General features: G+C 55.4%; 19 protein-coding genes and 1 tRNA gene. 7 read left to right on the top strand and 13 right to left on the bottom strand.

Annotation, left to right across the window (positions count from 1 at the left end; translation table 11 throughout):
* The first annotated feature begins 264 nt into the window (after window positions 1-264).
* Window positions 265-585, top strand: coding sequence for a hypothetical protein (locus tag HK26_RS01720; protein WP_086638199.1), 321 nt, complete (start codon window positions 265-267; stop codon window positions 583-585).
* Between the two features lie 55 nt (window positions 586-640).
* Here HK26_RS01720 and HK26_RS13155 read toward each other — a convergent pair whose 3' ends face one another.
* The 8 genes from HK26_RS13155 to HK26_RS01690 form a co-directional block, all read right to left on the bottom strand.
* Window positions 641-1,729: a hypothetical protein gene (locus HK26_RS13155; protein WP_143296270.1), complete on the bottom strand. Its 1,089-nt coding sequence runs from the start codon at window positions 1,727-1,729 to the stop codon at window positions 641-643.
* 162 nt (window positions 1,730-1,891) lie between these two features.
* Entirely contained in the window at window positions 1,892-3,502 is a 1,611-nt protein-coding gene (locus HK26_RS01715) for a DUF6538 domain-containing protein (RefSeq protein ID WP_086638198.1), read from the bottom strand.
* Window positions 3,503-3,597: 95 nt separating this feature from the next.
* A tRNA-Leu gene (locus HK26_RS01710) sits at window positions 3,598-3,683 on the bottom strand.
* Between the two features lie 63 nt (window positions 3,684-3,746).
* A complete protein-coding gene (locus HK26_RS01705; protein ID WP_257640809.1) occupies window positions 3,747-4,466 on the bottom strand; it encodes a M48 family metallopeptidase in 720 nt (239 codons plus the stop codon).
* Window positions 4,423-4,896 carry a YcgN family cysteine cluster protein gene (locus HK26_RS01700; RefSeq protein ID WP_086638217.1) on the bottom strand — a complete coding sequence of 158 codons (474 nt, stop codon included), beginning with the start codon at window positions 4,894-4,896 and terminating at the stop codon, window positions 4,423-4,425. Before HK26_RS01700 ends, HK26_RS01705 begins: the two co-directional genes overlap by 44 nt.
* Window positions 4,893-5,315: a hypothetical protein gene (locus tag HK26_RS13150; protein WP_143296269.1), complete on the bottom strand. Its 423-nt coding sequence runs from the start codon at window positions 5,313-5,315 to the stop codon at window positions 4,893-4,895. The genes HK26_RS01700 and HK26_RS13150 overlap by 4 nt, the downstream gene beginning before the upstream one ends.
* Window positions 5,312-6,361: an extracellular solute-binding protein gene (locus HK26_RS01695; RefSeq protein WP_086638196.1), complete on the bottom strand. Its 1,050-nt coding sequence runs from the start codon at window positions 6,359-6,361 to the stop codon at window positions 5,312-5,314. The genes HK26_RS13150 and HK26_RS01695 overlap by 4 nt, the downstream gene beginning before the upstream one ends.
* A gap of 92 nt (window positions 6,362-6,453) precedes the next feature.
* On the bottom strand, window positions 6,454-7,581 hold the full coding sequence (locus tag HK26_RS01690; RefSeq protein WP_086638195.1) for an ABC transporter ATP-binding protein: 1,128 nt from the start codon (window positions 7,579-7,581) through the stop codon (window positions 6,454-6,456).
* A gap of 73 nt (window positions 7,582-7,654) precedes the next feature.
* Between HK26_RS01690 and HK26_RS01685 the strand changes: the two genes are divergently transcribed.
* The 6 genes from HK26_RS01685 to HK26_RS01660 all read left to right on the top strand — a co-directional run bounded on the left by HK26_RS01685 (window position 7,655) and on the right by HK26_RS01660 (window position 11,747).
* Window positions 7,655-7,957, top strand: a complete 303-nt coding sequence (locus tag HK26_RS01685) for a hypothetical protein (RefSeq protein WP_086638194.1) — start codon at window positions 7,655-7,657, stop codon at window positions 7,955-7,957.
* 40 nt (window positions 7,958-7,997) lie between these two features.
* Window positions 7,998-8,423, top strand: a complete 426-nt coding sequence (locus tag HK26_RS01680; RefSeq protein ID WP_086638193.1) for a phage holin family protein — start codon at window positions 7,998-8,000, stop codon at window positions 8,421-8,423.
* 134 nt (window positions 8,424-8,557) lie between these two features.
* Entirely contained in the window at window positions 8,558-9,055 is a 498-nt protein-coding gene (locus tag HK26_RS01675) for a MarR family winged helix-turn-helix transcriptional regulator (RefSeq protein ID WP_086638192.1), read from the top strand.
* Between the two features lie 22 nt (window positions 9,056-9,077).
* Window positions 9,078-9,272 carry a DUF1656 domain-containing protein gene (locus HK26_RS01670; protein ID WP_025827705.1) on the top strand — a complete coding sequence of 65 codons (195 nt, stop codon included), beginning with the start codon at window positions 9,078-9,080 and terminating at the stop codon, window positions 9,270-9,272.
* 26 nt (window positions 9,273-9,298) lie between these two features.
* Complete coding sequence (locus HK26_RS01665; protein ID WP_086638191.1) at window positions 9,299-10,210, top strand: HlyD family secretion protein; 912 nt, start codon at window positions 9,299-9,301, stop codon at window positions 10,208-10,210.
* Between the two features lie 22 nt (window positions 10,211-10,232).
* Window positions 10,233-11,747 carry an efflux transporter outer membrane subunit gene (locus HK26_RS01660; RefSeq protein ID WP_025827703.1) on the top strand — a complete coding sequence of 505 codons (1,515 nt, stop codon included), beginning with the start codon at window positions 10,233-10,235 and terminating at the stop codon, window positions 11,745-11,747.
* Window positions 11,748-11,820: 73 nt separating this feature from the next.
* Here HK26_RS01660 and HK26_RS01655 read toward each other — a convergent pair whose 3' ends face one another.
* The 5 genes from HK26_RS01655 to HK26_RS01635 form a co-directional block, all read right to left on the bottom strand.
* Entirely contained in the window at window positions 11,821-12,546 is a 726-nt protein-coding gene (locus HK26_RS01655) for a phosphorylase family protein (RefSeq protein ID WP_374188200.1), read from the bottom strand.
* 41 nt (window positions 12,547-12,587) lie between these two features.
* On the bottom strand, window positions 12,588-13,886 hold the full coding sequence (gene hpnE / locus HK26_RS01650; protein WP_086638190.1) for a hydroxysqualene dehydroxylase HpnE: 1,299 nt from the start codon (window positions 13,884-13,886) through the stop codon (window positions 12,588-12,590).
* A 19-nt stretch (window positions 13,887-13,905) separates the two neighbouring features.
* Window positions 13,906-14,784, bottom strand: a complete 879-nt coding sequence (gene hpnD / locus HK26_RS01645; RefSeq protein WP_086638189.1) for a presqualene diphosphate synthase HpnD — start codon at window positions 14,782-14,784, stop codon at window positions 13,906-13,908.
* A gap of 96 nt (window positions 14,785-14,880) precedes the next feature.
* Window positions 14,881-15,741, bottom strand: a complete 861-nt coding sequence (gene hpnC, locus HK26_RS01640; RefSeq protein ID WP_086638188.1) for a squalene synthase HpnC — start codon at window positions 15,739-15,741, stop codon at window positions 14,881-14,883.
* Window positions 15,742-15,845: 104 nt separating this feature from the next.
* Window positions 15,846-17,060, bottom strand: coding sequence for a glycosyltransferase (locus HK26_RS01635; RefSeq protein WP_086638187.1), 1,215 nt, complete (start codon window positions 17,058-17,060; stop codon window positions 15,846-15,848).
* Between the last annotated feature and the right edge of the window lie 7 nt (window positions 17,061-17,067).

The following is a 17,067-nucleotide window of genomic DNA, read 5'->3' as shown; positions in this document are numbered from 1 at the left end:
ATTATTAATAAATATGCATTTTTACTTGACAAAATACCTAAAATTGTGCATACTAAACTTACACAAAAGCAGTGGTTCGATGGAGTAGTTCCCCATCGTTGGTTTCAAAGTCAGATTCTCATAAGTCTGGCTTTTTTGTTGTCCAGATTTCAGGACATCCTTTGTTAAACTGGCTGTTGAGCCATTCCTTGCAATATCCAGTCTTCCTTGCCTGTGTTCCTGTCATACTGGTTGGACAGGTCTGTTCAACAGGGAAGGAAACATATGGAAGACACTACGAAAACATGGGGTATCAGGGGGATTTCTGCTGATGTCCGGCAAGCTGTCATTACACAGAGCCAGAAGCAGGGTATGAAAGCCGGAGAGTGGCTGACTGTGGCTATTCTGGAAAAAATCAAACAGGACAGAAACGCAGGGAAAGCCCTGGTAGCTACCAATGGGAAACCTGCTGTCAGTGCAGAGGATGCCTCTGCCGTTCTGGCTTTGCTGGAACGTCTCCAGGGTGTGGGAATTGAACCTCCTGACAGAATGAAGCGAAAGGCTATCACTCTCGTCAGAAGGTGTATGGCGTTAACAAAGGCGTGATGTAATGACGCGTACTAGAAAATTGGGGTTTTGATATGTAGAAATGTTCTAGGTATCATTCCCTAAAATAAAGACCAGTTATATTATTTTGAGAATCATGTGTTACTAATATTCTGTATTTTTTATTTACTGATTTTATTTTTGTATTTTCATTAATGAAATCAAATTTGATTCCTTTTGCGTTATTCATCTCTGAAATAAAATTTTTATTATCTATAATAAATGAATCGTTATCTGACATAGTTATATTTTTATATAAAGTGCTAATTAATGATTTTAAATCATATAGCTTATCTGGTTTTCCAGATTTTAAGGTGATTATATAGTCAGATTTCTTATTTTCTGCATCCGTTAATATTTTTTCTAGAGTGTCATTGGAGGCAGATAAAATATAATTAGATTTAGATTTTTCTTTAATTGGGGAAAGTTTTTTCCGTGGATCAGATTCTAAAGTTTTGCGAAAATTTCCTTTTCCAGAAACAATTTTTTTTGCTTTTGGAGATATATACCGGATTAAATTAATAATATTATCATATTCGTTTTGTAGATTATGATTTAAAAGACAAGAATGATGCATGACATCATTTCTAATATTAAGTGCATGAAACATTTTTGTTTTTATATTTTGATGAGTGATATATTTGTCTAGATTTGGAAAGATAACTGTAAAATTATTCGTCCAAAAATTGAGATACGTAGCATTAAGGCAGTGAACCCAAAAACCAAATGACAAATTAGATATTAGATAATCTTCGACAGTAGAACTGGTCAACATTTGAGATTTTTCATGAGTGTAAGATATTAAACATTCCCTAAAAATATTTTGTCCCTTTGTATTTAGAAAGTTCGTATAGAATAAATTATTTTTGAACGGAGATGGTTGGGAGGAATCATATACAGTCCATGTGTTTATTATTTTAGATAATGTTTTTGCAAGTGAGTTTCTATAACATACTTCGAGCATGTTTAATGCTATGTAAAGTGAAGAGCATATTTCCATATTAAATATATATAAGTCCTCGCAAAGAGCTTCCTGTTCTTTTCCTGAGTTTGGTACATATTCTTCTGCTTTTTCTTTATAAATAAGGTATCGTTTTGCAGAAATTGAGTTTTGAAGGTCTGTTGGCATTTTTTCTTGACTCATTGGAAAAATGACATTACTATCATAATATCAAGGCCGAAGTAAGTCCGGTACAATTGGTGTATTGGATTCTTCGTACAATTTGTTTTCGCCCGATTGACTTGGTCAACGCACGATATGCAAGATAAAAAAGCTGACAGTTTCCTGTCAGCTTTTTTATTATCTTCAAAGTCTATTGAAAGATAATTTTATTTTCAATAATTCTCTAATATCCCAAAAATCTGGATATTTCACGCTCTCTGCAACCTTCTTGAGGTTCACAATATCCACATCATCAAAATAGACAGTGCTTCCGACCGACTTGTCGTGGCTTTCATGTCCCAGAAAGTCATCAATCCAGGATTCACGTAGCCCACCCTCGCCATGCTCATGAATGTTCCTGAGTTTGGTAGACACGTTATGTCGGAACGAATGGAACACTACGCTCCTGCCAATACCAAGGCGTGATTTGAACTTACTGAAATCTCTCTGGAAGTGAGCAGAACGCTTGTTGTCCTGCCCCTTAAAATCAATGTCATGGAACAGGTAGTGACGCTTCTGGTTCATGGCCCTTTGGGCAAGGTCCAGTAATCCGGCTTTCTGCAAGGCCGTGCAGATGGGAACAACACGCTTCCCGGCTTCTGTCTTCGCACTCCATTCCGTCCAGGGTTTTCCTTTCAGGGCAGGGTGGTCTTGCACCAGAATGCAGGGAATACCTTGTATCTCCTGAATGTCCTGCGGTCTTAAACGACAGATTTCTTCCAGTCGCATCCCTGTGTAAGAGGCAATCCCTACAATCATGGACGCTGTCTTGTGGCTGATGGTGCCAAACTGCCAGGGTTGACCAGCAATGGTCTTTAAGTCGTTATCACTCCAGCGCACACGATTGGTTTTGGACTTTGTGTCAAACTGCCAGCCACCTGTGAACACATTGCGATCCACAAGGTCACGCAGAAGGAAATGCTTCCAAAGTCCCGAAAGCTTGGTGAAATGGTTTTTGACTGATTTCCCGGAGATACGGGCCAGCTTGCGTTTCTTCGCATCTGCCACAAATTCCTGAACTGTCCGGGTGTCGTTACGCTGTTTGCCATAACTTTCCGGTAGCTGTTCCATCAGAGCTTTGAAATGCCCAACATCTGCCCCGGTATAATCCCGCATGGGTTTATCCCCACAGACTTCCAGAAAGCGTTTGAAGGTGCGTTCGTAGGATTTGACCACAGTGGATTTGACTGTGGTGTCCTTGCTTTCCAGGAAAATTTTAATCGCTTCTGAAAAGAGGGGAGAAGGTTTTTCCTTCGGAGCCAGAAAGGCTTTCATGTCCTTAATCTGGCTTTGAATATCCGTCAGGGCTGGCAGGCTGGCTTTGGTCTTTTTCAGGTCTGTGACAGTGCGTTCCAGCAGATGCACACTTCTGCCAGTCAGATTTCTGGCTTTCTCCAGCTTTTCCACCTGTTCCAGACTTTCCATGGAATGTCTGAGTCTCTGATGGTCATATTGCGTCTGTAAGGATGCAATCCTGTGCTGGTAGTCCTGAATAAGCAGGTCAAAGAGTTCCTGCGCGTCTTCAGGGAGTTCATTCCTGATAAAATTTTCGTTTTCGCTGAGTTCTGTCTTGAGGTGCATTACGGAACGGAACAGCCTTTCGGTCTCTGCGAAAACTGCACACGCATATGGTTTGGCCACCTCGCGTTTGTTAGTGCCAAGGGAGAGCCATAGCTCCTTTTTGCCCACAATATCACGGATATGTGAAGGCACAGCCCTGCGGAAATGATACCCGGATTGGAGACGGATCAACATACAGACGGCTCATTTTGTAGAAGCCGATTGTAGAAGGTTCGGCTTTTATGGTTGTGGAAAGACCATAAAAGTCAGTTAAATCAATATGTTATGAGTGGTGCGAACTGCGGGACTCGAACCCGCACGCCCATTCGGGCTGGAGATTTTAAGTCTCCTGCGTCTACCATTCCGCCAAGTTCGCGTGTGGTTTGCACTGTCAGGGTATGCTCCTTAGCATGGTTCAGTCGTCGTGCAAACGGGGCGTTTATCTGGCGTGCAGCAGGAGGGGGCCTTTCTGGCGCAGCCATGTTTCGGCCTGTTGTTTAAAAGGTGTGATTTGGGCAACCTGTTGCCAGAAAAGTGGGCCATGATTCATGTGTTTAAGGTGGCTGAGTTCATGGGCGATCAGGTAATGGCGTACCAGATCAGGCGCCATGATAACGCGCCAAGAGAGCATGATACGGCCGGAACTGGAGCAACTGCCCCAACGGCTGGACGTATCACGAATATCTACGCGTGATGGAAACAGGTGCGTGCTTTGGGCCATTGCCTGCACTTCCTGTTTGAGAACTGTTGTGGCGTGGGAGCGTAAAAAATCGGCAACGCGTCTATTGATGAATGCGTGATCTCCGCTAACCATAAGGTGCTGCTCTTCCAGCCATGCTCCGCCCCGTTGTTGTGGAGTATGTATGATGCGGTAGGATTTGCCCTGTATGGGAATGGTGTTGTTATCTGAAAAAGAGAGGGTTTTTTCAAGTTTTTGCAGGCGTTCGTTGATCCAAGCATGGTTTGCCTGCACAAACGCAAGTGCCTGTTCCGGCCTGCACTCTATCGGTACAGTTACAATCAGTGTGTGCTCATACGGTGCAATGCGCAGGGAAAGACGCTTGGCACGTATGGATTGTTTCCATACGACCTGCACCACTCCCTGTGCGGCAACATTAATTACCTTCGGGAGGTGTGGCGTGTTCGGCAGGCCAGTCAACAACGTAGTCCTCCAGTGCTCCAGCGCGTCTTTCACTTATGCAGCGTCCTGCGGCGGATGCGCCGGAGGTGATGACTGTCTGCTGGTTGCCCGTTATCAGGGGATGCCAGGACGGCAGGTCATCTCCGTCTGATAGTCTTTTGTACGCACAGTCTGGTGGTAGCCAGTCGAGTTCGGGAATCATGGCGGGTGTTAAGGTTATGCAATCCTGCACCTTGCGGTGGCGCTTTGGGTAGTCCGTGCACTGGCAGGTTTTGACATCCAGCAGCCTACAGGCGACCGATGTGTAATAGAGTTCGTCCGTTTCATCATCACGGAGTTTATGCAGGCAACACCGTCCACACCCATCGCATAGAGATTCCCACTGTGCGTTGGTCATGTCTTCAAGGGACGTGGTTTTCCAAAAAGGAAGAGGGGGTTGTGATGTCATTGTAAAATGCTGCATAAAGTTGCGAAAGATAGCGTCAGAACCAAAGGTTTTTTTAACAGTGGCCACCAGAAAAAATATAGTCTGGCCAGCTTGTTGGCCCCGAGTTCCTGTGCTGTAGCAATCCAGCTGCACTGTAATGCTCTGACTGGCAGAGACAACGGGAGCAGGAGTAGGGGAGATAGTAAAAGCCCTTGCAGGATCGGGGTAGTTGCCGCGTGCACAAATGCTGGTAACGCCATGCATGCCCCGGTGCAGGGGAGCAGGAGTGCTAGTGCAAGCGTGTAAAGATGCTGTTCAGCCCGCAAGGCAAAAACTAAAAGCACAGAGGCCGCTGTGACCAGTAAACTGGTGACAAGCATGATAACACCACACACCAGTGCCGCCTGTGCAGATACGCCGAGTGCAAAGTATGGGATCATGTGCGCCGCATCCACTGCTGGAAGCGTTCGTTCAGTGCGCTCAGATTATTTTCCCAGAATGTGTCATCTATGGTGATGGCGGGGGGAATGTGAGCAAGGCCGGGGGCAAGAGCGTTGAGTTCAGCCATGGATGGGAGCGAGGGCCATGCATTGGCAAAGGCCTGTTGCTGTGCGGCCTGCTCCAGCCAGGAGACAAAAGCAAGGGCTGCTGGGTTGGAGGCAGCACTTGCCAGCACGCCCCAGCCGTATTGCACAACAAAGCGTTGTTGCCAGTATAGGCCAAAACGCTGGCGGATAGCGTCTGCTGCCCCCAGAATTTCCCCGGTCGGTACACAGCCCATAAGCGCTCCGCCGGAGGTCAGGATCTGCCCAGCCTCCCCCGGTGTGGACCACCAGGCAATATAGGGCCGCAACTGTTCCAGTTTGAGAAAAGCACGATTAACACCTTCGGTCGTACCCAGCGTGCGGTAGAGCGCATTTGCTGGCACGCCATCGGCCAGCAACGCGATTTCCAGTGTCATGCGGGGATCGCGCCGCAGGCTGCGGCGGCCGGGGTGGCGTGCCACATCCCAGAAGTCAAACCAGCTTGGAGTGCTTTCGAACCGCGCCTTGTCCCACGCCATGGCATAATCAATGGAAGCGGAAGGCAGGCCGCAGTTGCTCGAAGATGTGTCTGTCTGATGGCGGGACAGGAGTTTGAGTGCGCAGCCAATGCGCAGGCTGCTGTTTTCCATCATTGCGGCGGCCGGGTGCTGGTGGGACGGATTTGTAAGGTGTTGCAGTTCCGGCAGTTCCCCGCTCCAGCCGCGCGGGACTATGCTTTGGTGGGTCAGGTGTTCGTAGGGTTTGAACAGGATTTTGCTCTGGGTTTGGGCAATACTGCCAGTAAAGGTCAGAATATGCAGGCTTTTGTCTGTTCGCGTCTGTTTGCGCGTGTGGGCAGCCATAGCCGTGCCCGGTAGCAGCCCCCCAAGGCCCGCCAGCAGGATAGCACGGCGCGATAACGTCTTGCGGCACGGAGCCAGCCCCTGTTCCTGGGAGGACATGACCTGCCTGCGGGGTATGCTCAGGAAAGAGGGAGAGAACAGGGTAAACCTCACGCGTCGTCGTCGTTCATTATGGACACAATGCCGCCAGCCTAAAGCGAGCCGGTTTTTTTATCCATCGGAAAGGCTGTTGCATTCCGCGTTTGCCACGCCAGCAGGGCCGGGCGTCCGGCTTTTAGTTCCCTCGGGTTGTGTACGGGAGGGCGGTTGAGGCTGATTTCTGTGCCGTCGCACAGGCGCATCCGCATGACAATGCTGTGGCCCAGATGATGGGCGGAGACCAGAGTGCATATCAGGTCACCCGCTTCGGCACTGTTATCAGCCGCACCCGCGCGTGGGAAGAGGACTGAAAGACGGTCGGGCAGAATGCAGATGCTTGCCAGGTCATGCTCGGCCAGATCGGCATCGGCCATGGCTTCCACCGTTTCGCCGGACGGCAGGCGCAGTTCGGCAACATCGTCGTCAATCCGCAGGACCTTGCCGGTCAGGATGTTGGCGTCCCCCAGAGCCAGCGCCACGCCGGGGGTGGCGGGGCGGTTGAGCAGGGTTGGCGCATCTGCCAGTTGCAGCAGGGTGCCGTTATCCAGCACGCCAATGGTGTCAGCCGCGATAAACGCCTCGGTACGGTCACGGGTCAGGAACAGGGATGTCAGGCCAATGGCCTGCCGGAGTCGTTCCAGAAACATCATGGAGCGTCTGGCAGCCTGTGTGGGTAGGCCGTCCATGGGCTGGTTGAGCACCAACAGGTCGGGGGATGTGACCAGTGCTCGCGCCAGTGCTGCCCGAAACCTCTGTTCTGCCGAAAGGGTGCGGGGGGAGAGGTTGCGTACTGCGTCCAGCCCGGTCAGGGCCAGAACCTCGTCACGTCTGCGGCCTATTTCTGCCTTGGGGAGCAGGCCTGTGGCCCGGAGGGGGAAGAGAATGTTGTCGGTAACACTCAATTGCGGGAAAAGTGGCGCATGCACACCCATGGTGGCGATCTTGCGCGCACCCTGGGGCATATGCCCCACCTCCACACCATATATGCGTATCTGCCCCGATGTACATGTGCGCCCGGCCAGTGCTTCGGTCAGGGCGGTCAGGTCTGCTGTGTCGGAGCCGATTCCCAGCAGGGCAATGCAGTTGCCCGCGTTCAGGCGCAGGGTCAGGGGAGATGCTTTGGGCAGGACCGCCAAATCCGTGAGCGCCAAAGCCGGGGGTGAGCCATGCGCGGGCGGCATGCAACTATGTCCTTTTTTGTGGGTTAATGAAGGTGTTGTCATTTAAAACGATAAAGTCAACGAGGTTTGTTTCATGTCATCAGATAAAATCAAAGACGTTAAGCTTGCCGGAGAAGCCGCAGCAGACACCGCGCGGGAAGAACTGGAGGCAGTCAAGGCGCATATTGAGCGCCTTGTTACACAACATATTGTTCCAGCGCTGGGCCGTGCGGGGGACAAAGCAGGTGACCTGACAGAACAGGCGGTTGCCAATGCGCGCGAACTGGCCGATCATACGCGCAACGATCTTGCAAAGCGTACAGGCAGTCACACGTCCTGGTTGTCCATTGCCATTTCCGGCGTGGTAGGGTTTATCATCGGGCGCATGTCTCGCTGACGCTTTGCGCGTCATCTGAACGAAGGTAGCTCCAGAGCCCATGCGCATCTTTGATCTTGGTAAATCCGCCCTATCTGCCCAGTCCTCCCTGATGCAGCAGATGGCCATCCGTTACGGTCGTCAGGCCGCATTTTTGATTATGGCTGCGGTGTTTGGCCTTTTTGCCCTGATTACGGGGCATGGGCTACTCTGGATTCTTCTCGTATTTGTTGGCCACTTCGGGCCGGTTGGCGCGTCCTTTACCGTTTTCGGTCTGGACGTGCTGGCGGCTGTGGTGTGCATCATGTTTGGCCGTCGCTCCTACCTGACAACGGATGAGGTGGAAGCCCGGATCATGCGTGACCGCTGCATGACCCAGATGCGCGACTCCGTAACCATGGCCGCGGTTACCGCTACGGTTGCCACCGCTGTGGGGCGCGGCGGCTCGCGCAAGCTGTGGGATATTGTGCGCGGTAAAAAGGACTGAATCTGTCCAGTCTAGGTTAAGCCATAGGTTCCATTCCAAATTTGCATTGGCGCGCTGGATTGTTTCTGTAAATGATGGCGTCAGTCTTTTGTGAGCGTGCAAATTTTTTGCATGCTCGCTAGTGTGAGCAGTGAATGGAACTAGAGCATAATCCTGTTGTGGACAACGAAACCAGGCGGTCCTTCGGCTACCGTCTGGCTCGGCTTGCGTCCATGTGGCGGCGGGAAATAGATGCCGACCTCCGGGCCTTTGGCCTGACCGACGCCACGTGGCGTCCCATTTACTATCTCCATTTTTCATCTTCCTCCATGCGCCAGACCGATCTGGCCCGCTCCCTCTCGCTCGAAGCGCCATCACTGGTCCGGCTTCTGGATGTGCTGGAGAAGCGCGGCTATGTTGTGCGTGAAACGGATGAGGAAGACCGACGTTCCAAGCTTGTCAGCATTACGTCTCAGGGTCGGCATGTAGCTGATCTGGTCTGCCGGGTGGCGGATCAGGTCACTGCACGGCTGATGGCCGGTGTGTCCGACCCGGAGCTGGAAGAATGCTGTGGTGTTCTCGACCGTGTGGAGCAGGCAGCCCTTGCTCACAGGGAGAATACCACGGATGCACAAAAGAGGGACGCACGGTAATGCTGGTGTCCAGGGCGGTGTCATGCTGACGGAATTCAATCTTTTCGGTGTCTTTATGGCGCCTATTGTCGTGTATGCGCTGGCGGCACTTCCCCTGACCATGTGTATCCGCTTTGCGTTGTGGTGGAGTGGCCTGCTGGGCTGGTTCTGGCATATCGCACTGTTTGAAGTTTCGCTTTACGTCTGCATTCTCTGTCTGCTGATCCTCTACGTCTGACCTGAAAAGGCTTTTGAGTCTCTGCAATGCCCCTTCTGCGCACCCTGATACGAGTTGTTCTGACCCTTGCGGTCGTCTCTCTTGCGATTGTTCTGGGGATCACTCTCTGGAACGTCTACATGATCGCCCCCTGGACCCGTGACGGGCGCGTGCGTGTTTACGTGGTCGACGTGGCCCCCGAAGTGTCCGGCACCGTGGTGCAGATTCCGGTGGTGGATAACCAGTTCGTGCACAAGGGCGACCCGCTCTTTGTGCTGGATCCGGTCCGCTTCCGTCTGGCTATCCGCGAGGCACAGGCCCGTCTGGACGGCGCTCTGGAGGATTTGAAGCTCAAACGCAATGATGCCAAGCGCCGTATGGGGCTGGGTGGCATTGTGTCGGCCGAAGAGCAGGAAGTGTTCAACTCCAATGTGGCAACCCAGATTGCCGCGGTGGATGCAGCCCGCGCGGCGCTGGATGTAGCCAAGCTTAACCTGCAACGCTCGGTCCTCTACTCTCCCGTCAATGGTTATGTGACCAACCTTAATCTGCGGGTGGGGGATTACGCCGCAGCCAGTCAGGCCCGCATGGCGGTGATCGATGCCGACTCCTACTGGGTTTACGGGTATTTTGAAGAAACCAAGATGTGGGGCGTGCATGTGGGGGATGTCGCCCGTGTCAAGCTGATGGGGTACAAACCCATTCTGGCAGGGCATGTTGTCAGCATTGCGCGCGGGATTAACGATACCAACGGTACGCCCGACAAGCTGGGGCTGCAGGATGTCAATCCGATCTTTACGTGGGTGCGTCTGGCCCAGCGTATTCCTGTGCGTATCCATCTGGACCATGTGCCTGACAGTGTGACACTGGCTGCGGGTATGACCGCAACGGTCAGTGTCGGGCCGGAACCAACAGGGCGCAGGGGCAAATTGACCACCTGGCTGCAAGATCATCTCTGAGCGTGGGCCAAGGATGAAAAGCATGAAGGCTCGCCGCCGCTTTGGGTTATGTGCCGCAACCGGCATGCTGCTCTCCGCCTGTACTGTTGGGCCAAATTACCAGCCTGACCGTATGAAGCTGCCAGCCCAGTTCAAGGAGGCGGCGGAAGAGCACGTTGCTACCCCTGAAGAGATTGAGCGCACAAACAAGGAAATGGTCGAGTGGTGGTCCCTGTTCAGGGACCCCATGCTCTCCCAGCTTGTGCAGGACGCCATCAAGGGCAACTATGACCTGCAGATTGCGGGGCAGCGTATTCTGGCCGAGCGCGCCATGCGCGACCGTTCCGCCGCGCAGTGGTACCCACAGATGGATGCCAATATGGGCGGGGGGGATGTCCGCTACTCCCTGAATATTGATAACTGGCCGATCCGTCCGGGTAACCCGCAGAACAGGCCCGAGGCCTCCATGCTGACCTATGGTGCCACCGCATCGTGGGAGCTGGATATGTTCGGGCGGATCCGTCGGGATGTGGAAGCGCGCGAGCACGCGGTTGAAGCCACGATTGAGGCCCGCCGCGCAGTTCTTATGGGTCTTCTGTCCGAGCTGGCATCGGACTACATGCTGCTGCGTGTGACCCAGTTGCAGATCCAGATTGCAACGGACAACATCCGGGTTGCCAAGGACGCGGTGGACCTGACCAACAAGCTGTATCTGGAGGGTGTGGGCAACACCTTGCAGATTGCTCAGGCTCAGGCTGAACTGGATGCACAGATTGCGGCACGTGAGCCGCTTAAAACCCGTGTTTCTCAGGTAACACACGCGATTGCAGTTCTGCTGGGCAAAATGCCCGGTGAGCTGGAAGATCAGCTCAAGCAGCCGCGTGCGCTCCCTACAGTGCCGGAGTTCCCCGCGGTTCTGCCATCCGTGGTGATTGCCAACCGCCCGGATGTGCGTATGGCCGAGCGGCGTTACGCAGTTGCCACGGCCCAGATTGGCGTATCGGTTGCCAACCTGTACCCGCATTTTGTGGTGCCGTTGACATTCAACCCCAATGCTTCGGCTATGTATCAGGCGTTTCAGGTCAACGCCATGAGCTGGCAGTTCCTGCTTATGGCCAGTCTGCCGCTGATGCATGGTGGTAAAATGACGTCCGAAGTCCGGGCGGCACAGGCCTCGGCGGAAGCATCACGTCTGACATATCGTCAAACAGTGCTGACCGCGTTCAAGGAAGTCGAAGACGCGATGGCCGCATGGCATGATGATATTGAATATGCCGAGCAGCTGCACAAAGCGGCGGAAGACAGTGCAACAGCCAGCGAGCGGGCGCGCAAGCTGTATGGGGCAGGTCTGGTTGGCTTTCTGGAAGTGCTGACAACCGAACGCACGACCCTGAACGCGCAGAACACCGAGGCACTGGCCCGTCTGGAACGCCTGCGTGATGCGGTTAATCTTTACACGGCGCTGGGGGCTGGCTGGAAAGGTGTAGCCTTGACCAATTCCACCCTGCCTGTTTCTCTGGAAACGCAGAATATTCTGGCAAGGGCTTTTTCGCAGTAACACGCGGGCAGCAGGTCTGGGGCCATATACCCGCCCGGCATGTCTGTCGGGCGGTTTTTTTATACCCTGACGATCAGCCGCGCGCGTTGCCGGTTGCAAACTGCCTGAATGCCGGGCGCTCTGCCTGCGTGTGCAAAAAGTGCAGCATGGCCTTGCGCGCCAGCCCGGCATCTCGCCCCAGATTGATCAGCCCGCTTATCTGCGATGGGTGGCGGAGCAAGGAGCGGAGGAGCAGGCCAATTTTAAGCCCCCCATCGGGGGAGAGCACGCAGGCCGTAACCGGGGGGAGGGAGCGCGTTGCCGGGTCGCAGATAACACGTAGTACGGCAAAAGGTAGACCAGCCTCCTGCGCAGCCTGCGCCAGAAAGCCACTTTCCATATCCAGTGCGGCACAGTGTGTGTCGGCAAACAGCGTGGCTTTGTGCTGTGCCTCAAGGACCACATCATCATGGTGCAGCAAAGGGCTATTGATAACGCCTTGCTGGTCTGCTCCCAGAATATGGCGCAGGGTCGCATCACACGACCACGTGTTGCTCCATGCTTTGACCGCGCCGGGAATAACAATGCTCCCCGGTGGCAGGGCCGGGTCCAGCCCTGCGGCCAGCCCGAACGATAGCAGGCAGTCTGCTCCACATGCGGCCAGCCGGTTGGCCTCGCGCTGGGCGCCTGTCCGTGTGGCGCCACTTGCCGCAATGGCTGCATGGGGGAAAACACTGCGGATGAGCTGTGCTTCGGCCTTGAGCCCGACCAGAATGCCGGGGCGTAAGGGGGCTGGATGTGTGGTGGATGTTTGTATCATGGATCAGCCCCCGGCGTGGTGGATAGTGTGGTACCCCCTGCTCAGGCCGGGGTTTTAAGGCCCAGTGCCTGCGCGGCCCGCAGGCCCGAGCGCATGGCCCCTTCCAGCGTGGCGGGCAGGCCGGTGTTCGTCCAGTCGCCTGCCAGTGCCAGATTGACAAGCGGGGTCGCAGGTCCGGGTCTGCGGCGGTTCTGCTCTGGGGTGGCGGCAAAGGTTGCGCGCTTTTCCCATACAATACGCTGCGCATCTGGTGTTTGCGGCAGGGGTTGTTCGAGCACTGCATCGCAGGCACTGCGCAACTCGGTCCAGATTGTGCGGGCCAGTTCTTCATGGTCGTGGCTTGCGTAGCGGTTGGCCGCGCTGACTGTGACGGACAGAATATTCCCGCGCAAAAACACCCACTCTGTTACGCCGCCGATTACGCCCATAAACCCGCAGCGGGCAAAACTGCCAACAGGGCGTGGCGCATCCTTCAGGCGGAAATGCAGGTTGAGAATGCTCTCAAACGCGTTGGGGGTTACCAGCCCGGCCATATGCGGGGCCAGCAGTGTTTCTGCCACCGGGGCGGTGGTCGCCACAATGACGTGATCCTGTTCGGACAGAGCAATGCTGTCCTGGGCTGTGTGCAGGGCGCTGACCCGGCCTTTTGTAACATCCAGCCCGGTAATGCGGGTTTGTGTGCGGACTTCGGCGTTCATGCTGCCCAGATAGGCTATGGCCGGGTCCACAAGGGATTCGGACAGACCATCACGCGCAAACCATGGCACACAGGCATGCCCGCCCAGAGAGAGAGATTCGCGCACGACTGCACCCAGTAGTGCGGCACTTCCCGTATCGCTCAGGGTATTCAGCGCGGAAATGGAAAAAGGTTCGAGCAGCCTGCGGGTAAAGGCACCGGGGAGCAGGCAGTCGGCTACGGTGGTTTTGGCATCCGCACGGATCAGGCGGTACAGGCTCTGCAACTCGGGCAGGCGCATGTCTGGCACGCGGCGGTGGGGCTGAAAAACCCACAGGGGGAGCCGTCCGCGGGACAGGTCAAGCGTCCAGCGGGCATCATCAGCCAGATCCACGAATGGAAAAATCGGTTCTTCCGGTCCGCTGAGTGTGTCCAGCGCTCCTGTTATGCCCAGATAACGGAAAACAGTGCTGTTGGCGGACAGCAGCAGGTGGTTGCCGTTATCTATCCGGCAGTCAAGGTGCCGGTCATGGTAGGAGCGTGCTCGCCCACCACAGCTACGCCCGGCTTCATGCACGATAACGCGCGTACCTGTACCCGCTACGTCAACAGCAGCGGCAAGGCCTGCCATGCCGCCGCCAATAATATGCAGAATACCAGACATACCGTGTTTTGCCGTTTCTTCAGGAGACGTAGGACAGGGCAAACCATTTGGCTTTGCCAAGCAGGGTGGTCTGGGGGCGTGCGCGCAGTACGGCAGCATCCCAGCCACGTTTGCACAGGGCCTTGAGAATGGACTCGTAGCTTGCCCCCATAATGCGTGCGGGCAGCATGGAGCGGGGCTGGCAGACCTTCATGGTGGCAAAGGCCGTGCGGAAGTGGTCCTGCGCACGGGCAGCCATAACGCGGGCGACCTGTTCCAGACCGGGTGCGTACAGGGCCTGCACCGGGTCCTTGGGTACGTCAAAGCGTTCCAGCAGGTCGGCGGGCAGGTAGAGCCGCCCGCGAGCGGCGTCTTCGGGGATGTCGCGCAGGATGTTGGTAATCTGCAGGGCGCGGCCCAAGTGGTAGGCTACGCGGTCGCCATTGTCCGAACTATCGCCAAAAATGCGCACGGACAGGCGGCCAACGGCAGAGGCTACACGGTCACAGTAAAGGTCCAGCGTTTTTTCATCCGGGGCGACAATGGCGGTCTGTGTGTCCATCAGCATGCCGTCGATGACGGCATCAAAATCCACCTGCTGGAGGGAGAAGAAGTTGATGGCAGCCAGCAGTACCCGGTCCAGTGCTTCCACCGGTGGGAAGGCCCGCTCGGCGTATAGCTCGGCAATGCGCTGGTGCCAGTCTTCCAGCCCTTTGGTGCGTTCGGCCAGCGGGGTGTTGCCATCGGCAATATCGTCCACAACACGGCAGAAGGCATAAATGGCGTACATGCCATAACGCCGCATGGGGGGCAGGATACGCATGCCAGCGGCAAAGGAGGTACCTGCCTGTTTGACGGTGCTTTCCACCCAGGCAAGATCAGCAGGATCGCATCCGAGCGGGGTCGGTTTATCGTGCATCTGGATGTTTACGGCTGTCACGCGCTTGTCACCTGTTTATCGTCAAGATTGAAAAGAACGGGTCTCTTTTTACAGAACTTTCACCATTCGGGAAGGTCATGCCCATGCCCGCAGGGCCGCAATGGCTGCATGCATGGCGTCTGTCCGGCGCAGGGCCACGCGCCCTGCCAGAGGGTCTTCGCGGCGCAGGCGCTGTGTCAGGCGGTGGGCAAGGGCCACAATGGCCGCACATTCCATACGGAAACGCCGGTCCTTGATATGGGCTGGCAGCGCGCTGGCCTGCCGGTTTAGGTCGTCCACCCCGTCGAGCAGGGTGTTAAAGACCCGGCGCATGGCGGGGCTGGTCCGCCCTGCCAGCAGGTCCTGCGCAGAGGTGCCTGCCCGTTGCATCAATTCGGAGGGCATGTAGCAGCGGTTCAGGCGCTCAAGGTCCTTGGCGCAGTCCTGCAGGTGGTTCAGAATCTGCAGGGAGGTGCATAATGCGTCTGACGGGCCAAAGGCTGCCGGGTTCTCCCCATGCAGGCAGATCAGGTAGCGCCCGACCGGGTTGGCGGAATATTTGCAGTATTCCAGCAGGTCGTCCCACGTATGGTAATTATGCCCGCGTGAATCATTGCGAAAGGCGACCAGCAGGTCTGTTGCCGTCTCGAACGGGACATGGGTCTGCAAAAGGGATGCCCGCAGGCGTGCAGCACTCAGGGCATCAGCCCGGTTGATGGCGCTGCGCTGGCCAAGCAGCACCTCCTCCATGGCATCCAGCCGGGTGATTTTGTCCTGCGGGGGCAGGCTCTCGCAGTCTGCAATGTCGTCTATGACGCGGGCATAGTCATAATAGGCATGCACATGCGGGCGCAGTTTGCGGCTGAGTAGCAGGGAGCCTACGGGAAAATTCTCGTCAGACGCACCCTTGCCGGATGAAACGTCAGCTTGTCCCCAGATGCGTGTATCGTCAGTCATGCCGTGCCGTGTTCCAATAAAGGGTGCCTAAAGGCCGCTTGGTGTTTACATGACCCCGCCAGCCGTGCCTATCCCTTAATCCGGCAGGGGGGGGGCACAGGGACTCACCCGCCGGGTGCGCGTATTTTCTGTGCCGTATCGGTGGGGGAGGTGTGGTCGTTGTCGGGGGTGGTTCCGGTATAGGCCCGGTTCTTCCACACAACGCCGCGTCCACGATGGTGGTTAAGTGCGGAGCCTATGGTGGCCGCGGTGTAAAACCCTGCGATGAGCGGCAATGCCAACGCCCAGAGCACGGAAAGCCGGAAGCGCCGGAGTGTTGGCACAAAGGATGACGTGGCGGCAAGCCAGACCCCGGCTCCAATCCACCGGGCGCTACCATGCGCGCAGAGTGCAAGCATGGCCGGTGCAACCCAGACCACCAGCATGGCCACAACGGTCAGAACAAGCAGAATGGGGGAGAACCTGAGCTGCACGTAAGCCGTGCGCGCAATCATGCGCCAGATGTCGGCGGCAGACGGGTAAGGGCGAATGGAGCGTGCCAGGCAGGAATGGCCAAGGTAGAGTTGCCCCCCGGCCTGTTTGACGCGGGCTGCCAGAGTGCAGTCATCAATCAGGGCACCCTTCAGGGCTTCAATCCCGCCAATCTGGTGGAGCATGTCACGCCGGAGCAAAATGCTGCCCCCGGCGGCTCCGGCGGTTTTGTCTTTGGGGTTGTTGACCTTGGCAAAGGGGTAGAGCAGCGTAAAAAAGAAGACAAAAGCGGGGACCAGCGCACGTTCGGCCAGTGTTGCGCACTGGAGTTCCACCATTTCGGACACCATGTGCAGCCGCTCGGCCTGCGCCTTGGCAACAAGGGTGGAAATATGGGCCGGAGCGTGAATGATGTCCGCATCGGTCAGGAACAGGTAGCCACTGCCCTGCGGGCTCTGTTGCTCTGCCTCATGCACCCCTTGGGCCACAGCCCATAGCTTGCCGCTCCAGCCTGCCTCCGGGGTTGTGCCATCCAGTACGTGCAGTCGCCCCTGCGGGTCGGGCAGGGCTCTGGCCAATGCGCCTGTGCCATCCGTGCTGCGGTCGTTGACCACAATAACGCGCAGTGCGCCCGGGTAGTCCTGCTGCAAAAGGGAGCATACGGCCCCGGCAATGGATTCCGCCTCGTCACGTGCGGGAACGATGACTGTAACCTCTGGGGCAATATCCGCCGGAGCCTGCGCCATGCTGACAGGCTGGAGAATGGGCCCTGCCTGCCAGAAATACCCGTGGCAGAAGAGCAGACCCACCCAGACAAGGGCGCACAGAATGGCCAGAGCAAGCAGCATGGCAGAC

It is taken from the genome of Acetobacter okinawensis (genome assembly GCF_002153655.1).
Taxonomy (GTDB): Bacteria; Pseudomonadota; Alphaproteobacteria; order Acetobacterales; family Acetobacteraceae; genus Acetobacter; species Acetobacter okinawensis_A.
The sequence above is the reverse complement of the archived record's forward strand: the minus strand, read 5'-3'. Positions and strand labels throughout refer to the sequence as shown.